Annotated in this window: 15 protein-coding genes; all 15 read right to left on the reverse strand. The window is 62.0% G+C overall.

Annotated elements, in window-relative coordinates; genetic code table 11:
- Positions 1–14: 14 nt before the first annotated feature.
- The 15 genes from mutS to C8D99_RS07940 all read right to left on the reverse strand — a co-directional run bounded on the left by mutS (position 15) and on the right by C8D99_RS07940 (position 18,306).
- Entirely contained in the window at positions 15–2,603 is a 2,589-nt protein-coding gene (gene mutS, locus C8D99_RS07870) for a DNA mismatch repair protein MutS (RefSeq protein ID WP_243833866.1), read from the reverse strand.
- Complete coding sequence (gene ruvX, locus C8D99_RS07875) at positions 2,600–3,022, reverse strand: Holliday junction resolvase RuvX (protein WP_133957583.1); 423 nt, start codon at positions 3,020–3,022, stop codon at positions 2,600–2,602. The genes mutS and ruvX overlap by 4 nt, the downstream gene beginning before the upstream one ends.
- Positions 3,022–5,670 carry an alanine--tRNA ligase gene (gene alaS / locus C8D99_RS07880; RefSeq protein ID WP_133957584.1) on the reverse strand — a complete coding sequence of 883 codons (2,649 nt, stop codon included), beginning with the start codon at positions 5,668–5,670 and terminating at the stop codon, positions 3,022–3,024. The genes ruvX and alaS overlap by 1 nt, the downstream gene beginning before the upstream one ends.
- Positions 5,671–6,700: 1,030 nt before the next feature.
- A complete protein-coding gene (locus tag C8D99_RS07885) occupies positions 6,701–7,981 on the reverse strand; it encodes an amidohydrolase (protein ID WP_133957585.1) in 1,281 nt (426 codons plus the stop codon).
- Between the two features lies 1 nt (position 7,982).
- Positions 7,983–9,224, reverse strand: coding sequence for an adenosylhomocysteinase (locus C8D99_RS07890; protein WP_133957586.1), 1,242 nt, complete (start codon positions 9,222–9,224; stop codon positions 7,983–7,985).
- Between the two features lie 4 nt (positions 9,225–9,228).
- On the reverse strand, positions 9,229–10,242 hold the full coding sequence (gene mtnA / locus C8D99_RS07895; protein ID WP_133957587.1) for an S-methyl-5-thioribose-1-phosphate isomerase: 1,014 nt from the start codon (positions 10,240–10,242) through the stop codon (positions 9,229–9,231).
- 139 nt (positions 10,243–10,381) lie between these two features.
- The gene (locus C8D99_RS07900; protein ID WP_133957588.1) at positions 10,382–10,756 is read right to left on the reverse strand and encodes a hypothetical protein; all 375 of its coding nucleotides are present in this window, start codon (positions 10,754–10,756) and stop codon (positions 10,382–10,384) included.
- Between the two features lie 316 nt (positions 10,757–11,072).
- The gene (gene xseA, locus C8D99_RS07905) at positions 11,073–12,296 is read right to left on the reverse strand and encodes an exodeoxyribonuclease VII large subunit (protein WP_133957589.1); all 1,224 of its coding nucleotides are present in this window, start codon (positions 12,294–12,296) and stop codon (positions 11,073–11,075) included.
- Positions 12,262–12,780 carry a transcription antitermination factor NusB gene (gene nusB / locus C8D99_RS07910; protein WP_338024426.1) on the reverse strand — a complete coding sequence of 173 codons (519 nt, stop codon included), beginning with the start codon at positions 12,778–12,780 and terminating at the stop codon, positions 12,262–12,264. Before nusB ends, xseA begins: the two co-directional genes overlap by 35 nt.
- On the reverse strand, positions 12,767–13,249 hold the full coding sequence (locus tag C8D99_RS07915) for a hypothetical protein (RefSeq protein ID WP_133957591.1): 483 nt from the start codon (positions 13,247–13,249) through the stop codon (positions 12,767–12,769). Before C8D99_RS07915 ends, nusB begins: the two co-directional genes overlap by 14 nt.
- Before the next feature lie 69 nt (positions 13,250–13,318).
- Positions 13,319–13,954, reverse strand: coding sequence for an Asp23/Gls24 family envelope stress response protein (locus C8D99_RS07920; protein ID WP_243833867.1), 636 nt, complete (start codon positions 13,952–13,954; stop codon positions 13,319–13,321).
- 33 nt (positions 13,955–13,987) lie between these two features.
- The gene (locus C8D99_RS07925; RefSeq protein WP_133957592.1) at positions 13,988–14,437 is read right to left on the reverse strand and encodes a CD1247 N-terminal domain-containing protein; all 450 of its coding nucleotides are present in this window, start codon (positions 14,435–14,437) and stop codon (positions 13,988–13,990) included.
- Between the two features lie 24 nt (positions 14,438–14,461).
- The gene (efp, locus tag C8D99_RS07930) at positions 14,462–15,034 is read right to left on the reverse strand and encodes an elongation factor P (protein WP_133957593.1); all 573 of its coding nucleotides are present in this window, start codon (positions 15,032–15,034) and stop codon (positions 14,462–14,464) included.
- Positions 15,035–15,923: 889 nt separating this feature from the next.
- Positions 15,924–17,666 (reverse strand): type II secretion system protein GspD, encoded by a 1,743-nt coding sequence (locus C8D99_RS07935; RefSeq protein ID WP_133957594.1) that lies wholly within the window; start codon positions 17,664–17,666, stop codon positions 15,924–15,926.
- A gap of 16 nt (positions 17,667–17,682) precedes the next feature.
- Complete coding sequence (locus C8D99_RS07940) at positions 17,683–18,306, reverse strand: hypothetical protein (protein ID WP_133957595.1); 624 nt, start codon at positions 18,304–18,306, stop codon at positions 17,683–17,685.
- Positions 18,307–18,308 lie beyond the last annotated feature (2 nt).

Genomic DNA, 18,308 nt, shown 5'->3' on the forward strand with positions numbered 1-18,308 from the left:
GGGAGAAAACATCCTCAGGAAGAAGCGTGATTTTCAGGACGAAGCACCTCCCTGCTCTTCTCGCTCAGCTTGTACAGCAGCTCCAGGGCCCGGAAGGGCGTCAGGCCGTCGGGCTCGATGGCCGCCAGTTCCTCCACAATGCCGTGCCGCTCCGCCTCGAACAGGTCCATCTGCCGGGCTCCGGTGAACTCCCGCTTCTTCTTCGGGAAATTCCCCGTCCGCTCTTCCCTCTCGAACCGCTGCAGAAGATCGAAGGCCCTCCGGAGCACGGGACGGGGCAGACCGGCCAACCGGGCCACCTCGATGCCGTAGGACCGGTCGGCGCTCCCCTTCACCACCTGGTGGAGGAAGAAGATGCCCCCTTCGCTCTCCTTCACCGCCATGCTCAGGTTCTCCATGCAGGGGAACCGCTCCTCGAGGCAGGTAAGTTCGTGGTAGTGGGTGGCGAAGAGCACCTTCGGCGAGGCGCCGCACCCGTCGGCCAGGTATTCCAGCACGGCCCAGGCGATACTCATGCCGTCGTAGGTGGAGGTTCCCCGCCCCACCTCGTCCAGGATCACCAGGCTCCGGTCCGTCACGTTGTGGAGGATGTTGGCCGTCTCCACCATCTCCACCATGAAGGTGCTGCTGCCCCTGGCGAGGTCGTCCCGGGCCCCTATGCGGGTGAAGATCCGGTCGCACAGCCCGATCTCCGCAGCCTCCGCCGGGACGAAGCTCCCCATCTGGGCCAGGATCACCAGCAGTGCGGCGCTCCGCAGGTAAGTGGACTTTCCCGCCATGTTCGGCCCCGTGATCAGGGCGATCCGCTTCCCGTCCCCTTCCAGTTTGAGGGAATTGGGAACGAAGGGCGAGTCGGTGAGCACATCCTCCACCACGGGGTGGCGGCCGTTCTTCACCATGAGGCCGAACCCGGAGTTCACCACGGGCCGGACATACCCCTTCTCCCGGGCCGTCTCCGCCAGGGAGGCCAGCACGTCCAGGACAGCGAGGGCCTCACCAAGGGCCTGAAGGTCCTCCACCCGGTCCAGGGTTTCCCCGGCGAGCCGGTCGTAGAGCTCCCCCTCCCTCCGGGAAATTTCCGCGGTGGCGGACTCCATCCTCTCCTCGAAGACCTTCATCTCCTCCGTGATGAACCGCTCGGCGTTCACCAGGGTCTGTTTCCGGATGAAGAAATCCGGCACCGAGCCCAGGGAGCCCTTGCTCACCTCGAGATAGTAGCCGAAGACCTTGTTGTACCCCGCCCGGATCTTGGAGATGCCCGTATCGGTCCGGATTTTCTCAAGGTAGGCGTCCATCCAGGCCGACGCACCGGAGCCGGCATCCCGCCATTCGTCCAGCTCCCGGTCGTAGCCCGGGCGGATGATGCCGCCGTTTGCCCGCATCCTGGGAAGATCCTCCTCAAGGGCGGAGCACAGTTCCGCCGCGAGGCCCGAAAAATCGGGAAGGCCGGAGGTCCACTCCTCCAGGGGACCTGTGCACAGGGGAAGAAGGGAGGGCAGCAGCCGCAGGGTGTCCCGGACGGCCCCCAGATCCCGGGGGGTACCGGTGCCCATGCTCAGCCGCGATGTGGCCCGCTCCACGTCCCGGCACTCCGACAGCAGGTCCCTCAGGCGCCGCCGCTCTCCCGAGCAGGCAAGGAGATATTCCACGCCGTCCTGCCGTTTTCTCACCGCCGCCTCGTCCAGCAGGGGCCGGAGAATCCACTCCCGGAGGGTCCGCCGCCCCATGGGCGACCGGCACCGGTTCAGGGTGCCCCACAGGGAGGGACCGCCTTCGTCAAGCAGTTCCAGGTTCCGCTGGGTGGTCACGTCCAGGTGGAGATACTCCCTCGGCCTCAGGGGGTAGATCCGCCGCACGTGGTTCACCGCGCCGAACTGGGTCTCGGAGAAATACTTCAGGGCCGCCGCGGCGCACCCCGCAGAGGGGCTGTTGTCCTCCACGCCGAAGGAAGCCAGGGAGGCCACGCCCCACTGGTCCGCCAACCACCGGGTGCCGGACACGGGGCTGAAGAATTCCTCGGGGCGGGAGATGGGGAAAAACCCGGAGAGCATGGGAAGAGTGCCGGAGACGCAGAAATTCGCCGGAAAGAGAAGTTCGCCGGGGGCGAAGGAGGCCACCAGGGACGCCGCCTCGCCTGGGGGGAAGATCCCCGCCTCCAGGCGCCCCGTCTCCGCCGAGAGCAGGGCTGCGGCAATATCCTTGCCCGCCCGGGCCACGGCCGCCAGCCGTCCGCCCGTTCCCGCGTCCTCGGGCACGAAGGTCCCCGGGGTGACGATGCGGACCACCTGCCGGTCCACCAGCGTCTTTCCGTCCGGCTCCCCGATCTGCTCGCAGATGGCCACCTTGCACCCCGCCCGGACAAGCCGCCCGAGGTAGGCGTTCACCGCGTGCCACGGCACCCCCGCCATGGGGATGCTCTTCGACGGGTCCCTGGCGGTCAGGGTGATGTCCAGGATCTCCGAGGCCTTCCGGGCGTCGTCGAAGAACATCTCGTAAAAGTCGCCCATGCGGAAGAAGAGGATGCAGTCGGGGTAGAGGGCTTTCCATTCGGTGTACTGGGAGAGCATGGGGGTCATCTTCACCCCCGGGGGGAGCTGGGTCATGAAACGCCTCCGCACCGGCGGTCGAGCCAGCTCTGGAGAATGAGGGCCGCAGCCACCTTGTCCACCTTTCCCTTCCGGTTTTTGCGGGACACATCCCCTTCCAGGAGGGCCTGCTGGGCAATGGACGTGGAGAAGCGCTCATCGTGGAGCACCACCTTCAGGTCAGGGTACCTGTTCCCGAGCATGGCAGCGCACTCCTCTATCCTCAGGGCCTCCGGCCCCCGGGTCCCGTTGGTCCTGATGGGGATGCCGAGCAGCAGCATTTCGGGGTCGTACTGGGCCACCAGGGCGTCCAGTTCCTCGAGCCATGCTCCTTCCGCAGGCAGAACGGCGATCCCCTGGGCGAACATCCCCAGGGGATCGCTGACCGCCACGCCGATTCTCACTGTTCCGATATCGAGGGCAAGAATTCGTCTCATCAGCTTCGGATCTGTCCCTCCACCCATCCCTGGAAGGCTTCGAACACCTTCGGCAGGGCCGCCGGGTCCTTTCCTCCGCCCTGGGCGAGGTTCGGCCGTCCGCCGCCGCCGCCGCCGAGCATTTTCGACGCCTCCCTGACGATCTTCCCGGCGGACACACCCTTTTCCACCGCCATGTCGTCCGCCATGGAGACAACCTGCACGTTGTCGCCGTCCACCGACGCAAGAAGGATCACGAGGGCATCTTCCCTCTTCCCGTTCTTCAGCCTGTCGCCTATCTCCCGGAGCGCATCGGCGCCGACGGCCCCGAAGCTGCCGTACACACCCTGAACTCCCTCGGGGAGGGCGAACCAGTGAAGGGATTCCTGCAGTCCCGCGCTCAGGGCATTCATCTTCTCCTCGTCGCGCTTTCTCCTCAGGACCTTCACCTCGGCCTGGAGCTGCTCCACCTTCTCGAGCACGGCGTTTTCGTCCACCGCGAGCATGGCGCCGAGGTCATTCACGTGCCGCCACAGCTTCTGGAAGAGCCTGACGGCCACCAGTCCCGTGACGGCGGTTATCCTGCGCGTCCCGGAGCCGATGCCCTCCTCGCGGAGGATCTTGAAGCACCCGATCTCTCCCGTGGACGCCACGTGAAGGCCGCCGCAGAGCTCCGCCGAAAAGTCCGGAATCCTGACCACCCGCACCACGTCGCCGTACTTTTCCTCGAAGAGCGCCTTCGCCCCCATCTCCCGGGCATGCTCCATGTCGCTCTCTTCCACCGTAAGGTCCGAATTTTCCAGGATGCGGGCGTTCACTTCCATTTCGACGGCAATAAGCTGCTCTCTGGTCATGGCCTCGAAGTGGGTGAAGTCGAACCGCAGGCTGCTCTCCCCCACAAGGGAGCCCGACTGCCGCACATGGCCGCCCAGCACGCGGCCCAGGGCCTCGTGAAGCAGGTGCGTGGCCGTGTGGTTTCTCCTGACGGCGCGCCGCCGTTCGTCGTTCACGCACGACCGCACCGGGTCGCCCACCGCCAGGCTTCCGGAGAGAACCTTCACCTTGTGGACCACAAGCCCCCTGCAGCGGATCACCGTATCGGTCACTTCGGCCTTGCCGCCCGCAGATGAGAGCACTCCGGTGTCGCCCACCTGTCCGCCCTTCTCGCCGTAGAAGGCCGTGGAGTCGAGGATGATCTCCCCCTCCATCCCTTCCTCCAGGGAATCCGCTTCCTCTCCGTCCACGATGATGGCGGCCACGGAGTTCTCCGATTCAGCCATCGCGTACCCCGTGAAAGGCGTATCCCCGAGGCGTTCGTTCAGCTCGCTGTACACGTCGCCCGCCAGGGCGCTCCGCTTCTGCTTGCTCGAAGCCCGGGCGCGCTCCCGCTGGGCCGTCATCTCCCGGTCGAAGCCCGCCCTGTCCACGGTAAAGCCGTTCTCGTCGGCGATCTCCATGGTCAGCTCCAGGGGGAAACCGTAGGTATCGTAGAGCACAAAGGCCACGTCGCCGGGAAGCTCGGTCCGTCCGGCGCCCCTCAGCCTGGCGACTTCGCCGTCAAGGAGTTCCGTTCCCTGCTCGAGGGTCCGGCCGAAGCGCTTCTCCTCCACGTCGATGATCTGCTCCACGGTCAGGCGGTTGTCGATGAGTTCCCGGTAGGGGTCCCCCATCAGGCCGATCACGTCGGGAAGGAAATCGAGCAGGAAGGGACGGTCCACGCCGAGAAGGCGGCCGAACCTGGCGGCCCGCCGCAGCAGCCTCCGGAGCACGTAGCCCCTGCCGTCGTTGGAGGGCAGGATGCCGTCGGCGATCATGAAGGCCACCGAGCGGACATGGTCAGCGATCACCCGAACCGCAAGGTCGGTCTTCGGGCTGTAGCCGTAGTGGATGCCGCCCATGGCGCAGGCCCGCTCGATCATGGGCATGAACAGGTCCGTCTCGAAGTCGGTCCGCACCCGCTGGACGATGGACGTCAGCCGCTCGAGCCCCATGCCGGTGTCGATGTTCTTCTTCGGCAGGGGTACCAGGGTTCCGTCCTTCTGAAGGTCAAACTGGGTGAACACGTGGTTCCAGATCTCCAGGTACCGGTCGCAGTCGCACCCCACGGCGCACTCCGGCCTGCCGCATGAAAACTCCGGCCCCTGGTCGTACATGATCTCCGAACAGGGACCGCAGGGGCCCTGGTTCCCCATGAACCAGAAATTGTCGTCCTTCCCGAAACGGAAGATGCGCTGGTCGGGAATGCCCACGAGCTTGTGCCAGGTGTCGTAGGCCTCATCGTCGTCCTCGTAGATGGTCACCGACATGCGGTCCGGCTCGAGGCCGATCACTTCGGTAAGGAACTCCCATCCCCAGGTGATGGACTCCTTCTTGAAATAGTCCCCCCAGGCGAAATTCCCCAGCATCTCGAAAAAGGTGTGGTGCCGGGCCGTGCGGCCCACGTTGTCGATGTCGTTGGTCCTGACGCACTTCTGGGAGGTCACCGCCCGGGGCGCCTCGGGCTTCTGGATGCCGAGGTAGTAGGGCTTGAAGGGCACCATTCCCGCAATGGTGAACAGCAGGGAAGGATCGTCGGGAATGAGCGAAAAGCTCGGGAAATGTTTGCTCCCCTTGGACACCCAGAAATCAATGAATAGCGAACGTATTTCCTTGCCTGATCTCCACTGCATGAATATTCTTCCTCCCTGATTGCTGTCTATGGCCAGTTTGTCATCCTGAGGCCGGCTCTTTGGCCGAAGGATCTCGCTTTTTTGTCATCCTGAGGCCGGCTCTTTGGCCGAAGGATCTCGCCTTTTTGTCATCCTGAGGCCGGCTCTTTGGCCGAGGGATTAAGCCTTTCTGTCATCCTGAGGCCGGCTCTTTGGCCGAGGGATTAAGCCTTTCTGTCATCCTGAGGCCGGCTCTTTGGCCGAAGGATCTCGCCTTTTTGTCATCCTGAGGCCGGCCCTTTGGCCGAGGGATTAAGCCTTTCTGTCATCCTGAGGCCGGCCCTTTGGCCGAAGGATCTCGGGGTTGGGTCTGAAGGCCCTAAGACCAGATCCTTCCCCTCCGGGGACGCGATCGCTCCGCTCAGGATGACACCCTCTCTGTCATCCTGAGGCCGGCCCTTTGGCCGAAGGATCTCGGGGTTGATTCTGAATGAAGTCAAATACGAGATCCTTCACTTCGTTCAGGATGACAAATCTTCTGTCATCCTGAGGCCGGCTCTTTGGCCGAAGGATCTCGGGGTTGATTCTGAATGAAGTCAAATACGAGATCCTTCACTTCGTTCAGGATGACAAATCTTCTGTCATCCTGAGGCCGGCCCTTTGGCCGAAGGATCTCGGGGTTGATTCTGAATGAAGTCAAATACGAGATCCTCCCCCTCCGGGGACGCGATCGCTCCGCTCAGGATGACACCCTCTCTGTCATCCTGAGGCCGGCCCTTTGGCCGAAGGATCTCGCCTTTTTGTCATCCTGAGGCCGGCCCTTTGGCCGAAGGATCTCGCCTCTCTGTCATCCTGAGGCCGGCCCTTTGGCCGAAGGATCTCGCCTTTTTGTCATCCTGAGGCCGGCTCTTTGGCCGAAGGATCTCGGGTTGATTCTGAATGAAGTCAAATACGAGATCCTCCCCCTCCGGGGACGCGATCGCTCCGCTCAGGATGACACCCCAGGCTCCTCGGGCTTCGCCCTTCGGAATGACAAGCTACTACAACACCCCTACCCCTTCAGCAGATTATCGCGCATTTCCCTCGCCTTGGCGAGGATTTTCTCCGCGTCCGCACCCGGAAACCTCCCGTCCCGGTACAGCCATTTCCCGGCGACCATGGTTCCCGTCACATCGGCGGAGCTTCCGGCATACACGAAGAACTGGGCTGCGTTTTCCCCGTCGATCCCCACGTACTCCGGCCTGTCCAGGTCCACCATCACGAAGTCGGCGGCCCAGCCTTCCCGGATCATCCCCTTCTTTTCAAACCCCAGGGCTTCCGCCCCCTCGAAGGTGGCCATTCGCAGCACATCCCTGGCGGGAACGGCGGTGGGGTCCTTCGCGATCCCCTTATGGACAAGCGCCGCGGACCGCATCTCCCCCCACACGTCGAGGCGGTTGTTGCTGGCCGCGCCGTCGGTGCCAAGGGCAATTTTCCTTGTCTTTTCCATCATGCCCGGCAGGTTCATCATGCCGCTGCCCAGCTTCTGGTTGCTCTTCGGGTTATGGGCGACGGTCATCCGGGAGAAATCCACCTCGTTCAGGACGGCGGGGTCGAGCCACACGCAGTGGGCCAGCACCGCCTGCTGGACCTCCGGCAGGCCCGCCTCCCTGAGATATTCCGCCGGGGTCATTTTCATCTCGTCTTTCAGGTAGCCGGTCTCCCACTCCGCCTCCAGGAAATGGAAGTGGATCCCCAGGTTCCGGTCCTTCGCCGCCGCCACGATCTCCTTCAAAAAGGGCAGAGGCACCGTGTAGGGAGCGTGGGGGGCGAGCTGCACCGTGACGAACTCCTCCCTGCCCTTCCAGGTCTCGGCAAGCAGTAGGCCTTCATCCAGCTTCACCTTCTCCGGTCCCACGATGCCCCGGCTGACGGCGCACTTCATGCCCATCTCCAGGGACGCCTCCACCACTGAATCCATGAAAAAATACATGTCGCCGAAGGCCGTTATGCCGTTCGCCGCCATCTCGAGCAGGGCGAGCATGGTGCCCCAATAGACGTGCTCACTTCTGAGCTTCGCCTCGGCGGGCCAGATTTTCTCCTTCAGCCACTCCATGAGAGGAGCCTCTTCGCCGATCCCCCGCAGCAGGCTCATGGCCGCATGGGTATGGGCATTCACAAAGCCAGGAAGAAGGGCGGACTTCCCTCCGCCGTCCACTGTTTCCGCAGCGGGGGGATTCCAGTCCGGCGCCCCGATGGAAACGATCCGGCCGCCCTCCACCATCACCGAACCGTACCGGGCCGACTCCATTCCGCCGTCACAGAGCAGAAAGTTTTTCAGCAGAAGGGCCATGTCATTCCACCCAGCTCTTCATATACTCTTCCTGTTCGGGGCTCATCCTGTCCAGCCGGATGTTCAGCGAGGCGAGCTTCGCCTCCATGACCGCCCTGTCGATGGCCTCCGGCACGTCATAGAGCCCCGGTTTCAGGGTGTTCTTCGCCAAAAAGACGGCGGACTCGAGCTGCAGGGCGAAACTCAGGTCCATGATCTCGATGGGGTGGCCGTCAGCGCAGGCCAGATTCACCAGCCGTCCCTCGCCGAGAAGGTGGATGCGCCTGCCGTCCTTCAGGGTGTAGGTCTCCACGCCGGGGCGGGCCTCCTCCACCGAGGACGAAAGGTCGAGGAGGTCGGGCTTGCAGATCTCCACGTCGAAGTGCCCCGCGTTGCCGAGGAGCACCCCGTCCTTCATCTTTTCGAAATGCTCCCGCCGGATGACCCTCGTGTTTCCCGTGAGGGTCAGGAAGATGTCCCCCCGGGACGCGGCGTCGTCCATGGAGGCCACTTCATAGCCGTCCATGAGAGCCTCGAAGGCGCGGTGGGGGTCGATCTCCGTCACGATCACCCTGGCGCCCATAGCGGAGGCCCGCATGGCCACTCCCCTGCCGCACCAGCCGTACCCGGCGATCACCACGTTCTTTCCCGCCACCAGCATGTTCGTGGTGCGGAGGATGCCGTCCATCACCGACTGTCCCGTGCCGTACCGGTTGTCGAAGAGGTACTTGCTGTGGGCGTCGTTCACCGAAATCATGGGGAAGGCCAGCACACCCTCATTGGCCATGGACTTCAGACGCTTCACCCCGGAGGTGGTCTCCTCGGAGCCGCCCCGGATCCCCGGCAGCAGATCCCGCATCTCGCTGTGCACCATGGCAACCAGATCCGCCCCGTCGTCCACAATGATGTTCGGCTTCACGGACAGGGCGGAACGCACGTTCTCGAAATATTCCTCCGTGGTCATGCCGTGTCGGCTGAAGACGGACACGCCGTTCTCCACCAGGGCGGCGCAGATGTCGTCCTGGGTGGAAAGGGGGTTGCTCCCGGCGGCGGTCACCTTCGCGCCCAGATCCTTCAGAAGGATCAGCAGGCAGGCCGTCTTCGCCTCCAGGTGAAGGCACGCGGAGATCACCGTTCCCGCGAGGGGCTGCTCCTTCCGGTATTTCTCCTCCAGCAGCCGCAGAACGGGCATATACTGCTTCGCCCACCGTATTTTCTTTTCACCGGAAGGGGCAAGGCCCCGGTCCGCGATCTTGTAGTCCATGACTTTAGTCCTCCTTGGGGAAAAGAGCCGATATGGCCGGGCCGTAGGGCGGCCGAAGCACACCCTTTTCGGTAATGACGGCGGATATGAGGTCGCCGTCCGTCACGTCGAAGGCCGGGTTCCACACGGTATAGTCGTCGGGGAGCATGCCGCCTCCCGGAAGGCGCTTCACTTCCTCGGCCTTCCGCTCCTCGATGGGGATCTCCCGTCCCGAGGGGAGGCCAGGGTCTATGGTGGTCAGCGGCGCCGCCACGTAAAAGGGGATGCCGTGATGACGGGCGAGCACCGCCAGGGGATAGGTACCGATCTTGTTGGCCGTATCGCCGTTTCCGGCGATTCGATCGGCGCCGACGATTACGGCGTCGATTCCGCCCTTCTTCATCAGGCTTCCGGCCATATTGTCGCAGATGAGGGTCACGTCGAAACCGTCCTCGAGAAGCTCCCATACCGTGAGGCGGGCTCCCTGCAGCACGGGGCGGGTCTCGCAGGAAAAGACCTTTACGTCCTTCCCCGCCTCCCGGGCGGAGCGGATGACCCCCAGGGCCGTTCCATGGCCCCCCGTGGCCAGTGCCCCGGCATTGCAGTGGGTGATCACAGTGCATGCCGGCGGAAGCAGTTCGGCCCCGGCCCTGCCCATGGCCCGGTTGCATTCCAGGTCGTCGGCGAGGATCATCCCCGCTTCGGCGAGGAGATTCTCGAAAAGGCCGTCGTCGGGAAGGGAGGCCATGGTTTCCTCCATCCGGCGGAGAGCCCAGAAGAGGTTCACCGCCGTGGGGCGGGTCCGTACAAGGCGCATGGACGCGTCCAGGGCCGCCGTCCGCCCGTCCCTGGACGCCATGGCGACGCCGAAGGCGGCGGCTATGCCGATGGCAGGCGCGCCCCGGACGGCGAGGGTCTCAATGGCCACGGCCACGTCGTCGGCGGTGGTGCATTCGAGGAACATCACCGCACCGGGAAGCACCCGCTGGTCGAGAATATAAAGCCGGTTGTTTTTCCAGTACAAAACCGGAGGAACCATGAGAAACCTCCTTGTGAAAGCTGATTGTCTTTGTTTGTCATCCTGAGGAGCGTTATTTATCTGTCAACCTGAGGAGCGCAGCGACGAAGGATCTCGGGTTGAAGACTGTCAAGAATCAAGAGCAGATCCTTCGCTCCGCTCAGGATGACAAGCAAAACCTGGAGCTCTCAACTGCGAGATCCTTCCCCTCCGGGGACGCGATCACTTCGTTCAGGATGACAAGCATGGATCCCGCTTCGCTCGGGATGGCACCCTCTTTGTCATCCTGAGGAGCGCAGCGACGAAGGATCTCGGGTTGAGGACTGTCAAGAATCAAGAGCAGATCCTTCCCCTCCGGGGACGCGATCGCTTCGCTCGGGATGGCAAGCATGGATCCCGCTTCGCTCGGGATGGCACCCGCTTTGTCATCCTGAGGAGCGCAGCGACGAAGGATCTCGGGTTGAGGACTGTCAAGAATCAAGAGCAGATCCTTCCCCTCCGGGGACGCGATCACTTCGCTCAGGATGACAACCATGGATCCCGCTTCGCTCGGGATGGCACCCTCTTTGTCATCCTGAGGCCGGTTTTTGGCCGAAGGATCTCGGGGTGAGGCTCCTCCAGAAACAAGAGCAGATCCTTCCCCTCCGGGGACGCGATCACTTCGTTCAGGATGACAAGCATGGATCCCGCTTCGCTCGGGATGGCACCCGCTTTGTCATCCTGAGGAGCGCAGCGACGAAGGATCTCGGCTTGAGGACTGTCAAGAATCAAGAACAGATCCTTCCCCTCCGGGGATGCTGTGCGATCGCTCCGCTCGGGATGACAAAACCCTTCGCTCAGAAGGGCACCGGTTACGCTCCCCGCTGCCTTCGCAAAGACACCCCCGACACTATCGCAGCGGCGTCGCCGTCGGCGAACCGCAGGTTTACCCCGTCGCCTTCCGAGAGCATTCCGGCGGAGGTCACGGGTACTCCGTCCTTTTCGCAGAGGCTGTACCCCCGGTCGAAGACCTTCAGGGGCGAGAGGCTGTTCATGGACGCACCGAGAGCGGCGATCCGTTCCCCGGCAGCAGCCACGGCCCTTGCTCCCGCAGCCCCGAGCCTGGAGGCGAACAACTCAGCGCCGGAAACCCGGAGGGCGATTTCCCGTTCCGCCACGGTCCTTCCCCTGTCCTGAAAGGAGGCCAGGTCCTTTTCAAAGGACCGGACTTCCCTGTCCATGGCCGACCGGAGAAGGCGGTGCTTCTGGGCGAGGGAGACAAGAATATCAGCCGAGTCGGGAAAAACCCGCTCCGCCGCTGCCGACGGGGTCGCCGCCCGGACGTCCGCCGCCCTGTCGCTCAGGGTCTCGTCGATTTCGTGCCCCACGCCGGATACCACAGGAAGGGGACAGTTCCGGACCGCCCGGACCACCCGCTCGTCGTCGAAGGGAGTGAGGTCGTCCCTGCTGCCTCCGCCCCGAACCAGGAGGACGCACTCGGCCCCTTCAACCCTTCCGGCATTCGCGAGGGCCGAGCAGATCTCCCCGGGCGCCTCGTACCCCTGCACCTGGGCCGGAACCACCACCAGGGCGCAGGAAGGCATCCGCTTTCCCGCCACCGCAATCACGTCCCGGAGGGCGGCCCCCGTGCGGGAGGTCACCACGGCGACCTTTTCGGGAAATAGCGGCAAAGGACGCTTGAGCCGCACGTCGAAAAGCCCTTCTGCTTCCAGCCGCTGTTCAAGTTCGAGCCGGGCCCGTTCCGCGGCTCCCTGCCCGAGAGGCATCAGGCGGCGGACGATGAGCTGGTAGGCTCCCCGGGGGGGATACAATGAAACGGCCCCTTCGGCAAGGACTTCGTCGCCGTTTCGGGGCCATTGGGGAACATAGGGGAGATAATTCCGGAAGAGAGCGCAGGAAATACGGCTCTCCCCGCCCATGAGCGTAAAGTAGACGTGGCCGCTGGTATGCTTCTTCAGCTCCGCCAGTTCCCCCTTCACGACCACCGACTGCAGGACGGGGTCCTGAAGCAGAAGGGACGAAATGCGGAACGTCAGTTCGTCAACTGTCAGCTGGTGGAGTTTCCGTTCCGTCATGGGGCAGCTCCTGTTCCTTCGCTTCCGATCCTCCGTCCGTGCCTTCGGGATACAGAGCCCGGACAATGCGGCCCAGCACGCCGTTGACGAATTTTCCGGACTCCTCGGCACCGAAGGTCTTGGCGAGCTCCACGGCCTCCGAGATCGCCACAGGAATGGGGATCATGTTCGACATGACCGACTCGAAAATGGCCATCCTGAGAGCCGCCCTGTCCACCGCCAGCATCCGTTCGGGCCGCCAGCCCGTGACGTGTTCCCGGATGAGATCGTCGATCTCCCTCCGCCGTTCCCACGCGCCGCATGTCAAAATTCGGGCATATTCCTGAATCTCCGGGTCATCCTCCGCGGGAAAAAGCTCCAGCGCCTGTTCCGGGGTCTGGCCCCTGCGCAGATCCAGCGAATACAACAGCTGAAGCGCCATCTCCCGGGAACGATGACGCTTCTGCGGCAAAAACGTGCGAATCAATCCATTACCTCCCAGCAATGCCCTTCAGTTTCTCCAGAATCCGCTCGCCTTTCTCGGACATAAGAAAAACGGTGCCAAAATAAAAAACCGCCCCCCAGAAAAGGGTCCAGAAGAAGGGCCGAAAACCTACCATGAACAGCACGGCGATCGCCGCGCCGAGCAGAGCCCATGCCAGGGGCTTCCTGGCGAGGGCGGACAGTTCTGCCACCGGATCGAAGGGAGTTTTCTCCACCTCGACCCATGATATCCTCACGGAGAAACCCAGTTTCTCCAGCTCTCTGCGAATCCTCCCCTCGGCCGTTTCCATGCCGGGAGGGGTCTGCCCCTTGGGGTAGGAGAGCATGACATAAAGACAATCCTCGCCTGCGGGAAGGGAAACGAGATCACAGTTGAAAGGCTTCGTCAGGTATCGCCTGACGAACTGCCGCATCCCCGCCGCAGAGACCGACACGCCGCCGAGGGTATTCCGCTTCCAGAATAAGTACATATCCACCACCCCTATAAGGAGAAGGGCCGGTCATACATAAAGGAGGGCCGGCCCTCTCAAGGTCCTTCGCTAAAGCTGTTCCACCTCGGGCGGAATCGGTTTCTCGACTTTTTCGGCTTTTCCCGGCTTTTCCGGCTTCACGGCCGTTTCGGTCTCCTCTTCGTCCTCAGCATCGACAAAGGGTTCCGACACACTCACGGGAGGCTCGTACGCCGCGGGCTTCTCTTCTTCGGGCGCAGGCTCGGGGGCAGGCGCCGGAATGGGCTTGTCCTGGAAGTAAATACCCTGGACGTTAATGTTCACGGCCTTGACATCATAGCCGGTAAACTGCTCAAGGGTCTTCTTGATTGCTTCCTGCACATCCCACGCGGCGTCAGGAATGCGAAGACCGTATTTCACCAGCAAATAGACGTCCACGGTCACCACGGGGGGGAACTTGTCCTCCACGGAAACGCGGATACCGTCGCTGGCCTTTCTGCCGATGCCGAGCTTTGAGGCTATTCCGGGGCTCGCCGGCTGCACGCCGGGAATTGTTGTAAGGGTCTTCTTGGCCAGCTCCATGATCACTTCTTCGCTGATATGGATGCTGCCGTTCACAGAAGAAATCTCGTCGGGACCTCCCTGTTCAGCCATCTCGCTCAGTCCGCCTTCCGGCCGTCCGATTTCGTCCATTTCCGGTTCCTGCGATTTGTACATCTCACTCATTGCGAGACCTCCCTTCCTGAATTGCGTGGTGATTTACCGGTTCTGCTGCGGGAATTCCTTTCCGCAGCCTGGGCACTGAAGGGCTTCGTCCTCTTCGTACTCCTCGGGCTGGTAATAGAAGATATATCCGCAGGACGGGCACGTCACCGAAAGATAGCTCTCGTCGAAAGTATCCTCGTCTTCGTCTTCGTCCTCATCCTCGTCATCCTCGTCCTCTTCGTCGCCGTAGACCTCTCCGCTGCACTCCGCGAAGGCTCTTTCCAGCGCGTCGAGGTCCTCGTCGAGAAGGGCGCAGTCATCCGCCAGGTCCTCGTAAAGATCTCTCTGCTCCTCGATCAGCACGCCCTGTTCGGCGACTTCCTGGGAAAGCGCGTCGAGAGCATCCACCAAGCCGGCGAAAATCTTGTTCTGCCCCTCATCCTTCACAGGACCCAAACCGTCAAGCAGCCCCTTGAGATAGGCTATTTTCTCCCGTGCGCTCATCTTCATTACCTCCCTTTGTCCGTCTTATTTTTTTGCCCGCTCGAGATACTGACCTGTGCGGGTGTCGACGATAATTGTATCATCCACGTTGATGAAGAGAGGAACGGTGATGGTGATGCCCGTTTCGAGCTTTGCAGGCTTGCCGCTGCTCGAGACGGTATCGCCCTTGAAGCCGGGAGGAGTGTCGATCACCTTCATCTCCACGCTCTTGGGAATCTCGATCCCCATGATCTTTCCCTCGAAGAACTCGATCTGGACCTCCATGTTCTCCACAAGATAGTCCGCCACCGTACCCAGGACTTCCCTGGTGATGGGGAGCTCGTCATAGGTGGAAAGATCCATGAAGATGTAGTCGTCGCCGCTCATGTAGCTGAACTGGGCGGGTTTCTCGTCGAAAATGATCCGTTCGAACCGTTCGCCGGACCGGAAGGAGTTCTCGATGATAGAGCCGGACTCGAGGTTTTTCATCTTCGTCCGGACGGTGGCCCCGCCGCGCCCCATCTTGTGGTGCTGAAAATCGATAACTTCCCAGATGCCTTCCTGCCAGCGGATCTTCATCCCCGTGTAGAAATCCGAGGTATCCACAACCTGCGCCATAACACCCAACCTCCCACAATGTACAGCAAATTAAAGTAAAATCAAGGGGTATTCCGCCGGGGGCGAACCGACCCCAAAACCTTTCACATTATACAGGCAACTTGGTTCCTGCGCTACGGAAGGCTTTTGTTTGGGCTGTCATCCCGAGCGGAGCCCTGTTGTCATTCCGAGCGGAGCGATCGCGCAAGTTTGCCCTTTGCCTGTCATCCTGACGGCGTGCTTTTCCGCCGGAAGGATCTGCTCTTGATTCTAAAGCTCCTCAACCCCGAATCAACCCCGAGATCCTTCGTCGCAAAACCCGCTCCTCAGGATGACAAACAAGGGCAAGCCCGAGATTCCTCCCCTCCGGGGACGCGATCGTCGCATAAACCTCGATTTTGCTGTCATCCTGAGCGGAGCGATCGCGCAAGTTTGCCCTTTGCCTGTCATCCTGACGGCGTGCTTTTCCGCCGGAAGGATCTGCTCTTGATTCTAAAGCTCCTCAACCCCGAATCAACCCCGAGATCCTTCGTCGCAAAACCCGCTCCTCAGGATGACAACGATTGTTTCACCCTGAGCAGAGGAATCTTGTTTTGGTGTCATCCTGAGCGGAGCGATCGCGTCCCCGGAGGGGAAGGATCTGCTCTTGACTCTCAACAGCCTCAACCCCGAGATCCTTCGTCGCAAAACCCGCTCCTCAGGATGACAGCGATTATTTCACCCTGAGCAGAGCGAGGAATCTTGTTTTGCTGTCATCCTGAGCGGAGCGAAGGATCTCGCTTTTGAGAAAACCCAGAACCAAGAACAGATCCTTCGTCGCAAAACCCGCTCCTCAGGATGACAGAACAAAAGGCAACCATCAAAAAAACACGCCCTCCGGAGGAACCCGGAGGGCGCAGTGTGCACCAGCCTATTTCAGAACGAGCTTCTCCACCGTGGTGTCAGGGATCTCAAGGATGTAGGGAATGACGATCATGGCCACTTCCGTCTTGTCCCTGGTTTCCGACTTGTACTTGAACAGCTCTCCCAGGAGGGGAATGTCGCTCAGCAGGGGAACCCTGTGCCTTTCGATCTTCTCCTGGTCCTTGTACAGACCGCCCACCACGAAGGGCTCGCCGTCACGGACACGGATATTGGTGGTGACTTCCCGGTTCGTGGTCTGGGGGAACTGTTCGCCCGCCTGGCCCCGGTAGGTGCCGATAATCTCGCCCGTCTCGATCTTCAGTTCGATGGAAACCATCTTGTCGCGGCCGACTACGGGAGTGAACTCCAGGATGGGGCCCACTTCCTTCTCGCTCCAGGTGGGGTTGCCCGCCTCGTCGCGCTCGGAAATGTAGGGGTAGTTCTCCACCAGCTTGATGACCGCCTTCTTGCCGTCGATGGTGATGATGGACGGGTCGGCAAGCACCTTGCCCTTGTTCTTGGTCACCAGGGCCCGCAGACCGAAATCGAGCAGCTTGGTCAGGTTGCCCGAGGCGATGTTCTTCAGGCCGTCGCCGGTGATGGGCGCCAGGGGCGCCGGGCGGTTGTCTCCCGTCTTCGGGTTGTAGTTGGCGGGCTGGTCGGCATAGACGTAGCCCGTTCCGGCTCCGGCGGAGCTGTAGTTGAACCACCACTGGTTGTACACCGCGTCGATGATGGTCTCCAGCTCTTCCTTGCCGCTGTCGGTCACCTCGATGATCCTGGCCTGCAACATGACCTGCCTGCCCGGATGGTCAACCTGCTGCAGCACCCTTTCCACCTCGAGGAACTGCTCCGGCCTGCCGGAAACGTAGAGAGTCCGCAGCCGTTCGTCGATAACCACCTTGCTGACTCCGGCGAGGCCCTGCACCAGGCCGCCCACGGACTTCATGTCAGCGTAGGCGATGCGGTACTGCCTGGTGGACTCCTTGCCGGTGGTCCGCCCGATGCTGTCGGGCGTACCGACGATGATGGTCTTTCCCATGATGGCGTAGCTCATGCCGTACATCCGCATCATGTACCCCATGGCCTCGTTCAGGGGCACGCCCTTCAGGGTCATGGTTACCAGCGTGTTGGGCACCGAGGGATCCGCCACGATGTTCATGTTGGCGTAGGCCCCCAGCATCCGGAAGACGTCCCGGAGCTCCACGTCCCGAAGGTCGAGGGTTACCGGAACGGTCTGAGTGAAGGGGTCTCCCGCCACGGGCGCCGCAGGGGCCTGGGGCTTCAGAAGATCAGCCTGGATGTTCTCCCGCTCCACGAACCCCGAGGTGCTGAGGCGCAGCACATACCTGTTCGAGGGGGCCTTCCCCTCCATGCCCTTCAGCGACATGGGGGAACTCACCCGCATCTTGAAGACCACGTTCTCCCCGCTCTGGTCCGCCCGGACAAGACCCACAAGGGGAAGTCCGAAATCCCGTTCCCACTTCACGGCGGGCAGATAGGCCCCGGCAAGGGTGAAAGTGACCATGTCCGTGCCAAGGGTATCCACCTCGGGAAGAGGAAGAGACGTTCCCTTCAGCTCGACGATGATGCTGTCGGAACCGAGCTGGCGGACCATGAGCCCGCCCACGGGAGGCAGATGGGCATAGGAGGGCTTTTCTTCGGCCAGTGCAGGAAAATCAGCCGAAAATGCCCCGAAACCGACCAGTGCGAACACCAAAAGGATGAATATCTTCGACAACGTTCTCATAGTATAAAATCCCCCTCTAGAGTCCCGGAGCGAGGTCCAGATTCTTTCCGGACCAGTTGACCGTCACCTTGTCCGGCCCTATCCGGACGACCTTCCCCTCGCCGTTGCTGAAGGAGTATCCGCTTCGTACAATGATCCCCGTGCCCACTCCCTCGATATCCATGATGGCCATGGACTGCTTGCCCGCGACCATGATTGCCCGGACGAACATGATGGGCGGAATCTTCTCCCGCACGTAGGTGGGTATGACCTGGTCCTCGCCGCCCACCGTCACCGAACCCTCGCCGACCGCCTGGGAGGCTACCGTCACCTTCATGGTGGGGATGAAGGGCTGCCGTGAAGCCTCGATAACCGCGCTCGCAAGGGTAAGGCTCCGGGTGCGGGTATCCACCGCGGTCCTGAAATCGCCGATCACCTTGTCCAGCCGCTGGGCGTCTTTTTCCGACTGGCTCTCGATGGGCGGGATGGTGATGGGCTCCTCATGGTTCAGTTCAATATACTGGCGGAACATATACCCCGACCAGCCGCATCCCGCAAGGAGCAACAGCACCGCTATGGTCCTCAGAATGCGGTATCCGCCTTCCCCGGCCACGAGCCTGGAGGTGAATCCTTCGCTGCGGAGTTCGTCAACCACGGCCATCA

This window comes from Aminivibrio pyruvatiphilus, assembly GCF_004366815.1.
Taxonomy (GTDB): Bacteria; Synergistota; Synergistia; order Synergistales; family Aminobacteriaceae; genus Aminivibrio; species Aminivibrio pyruvatiphilus.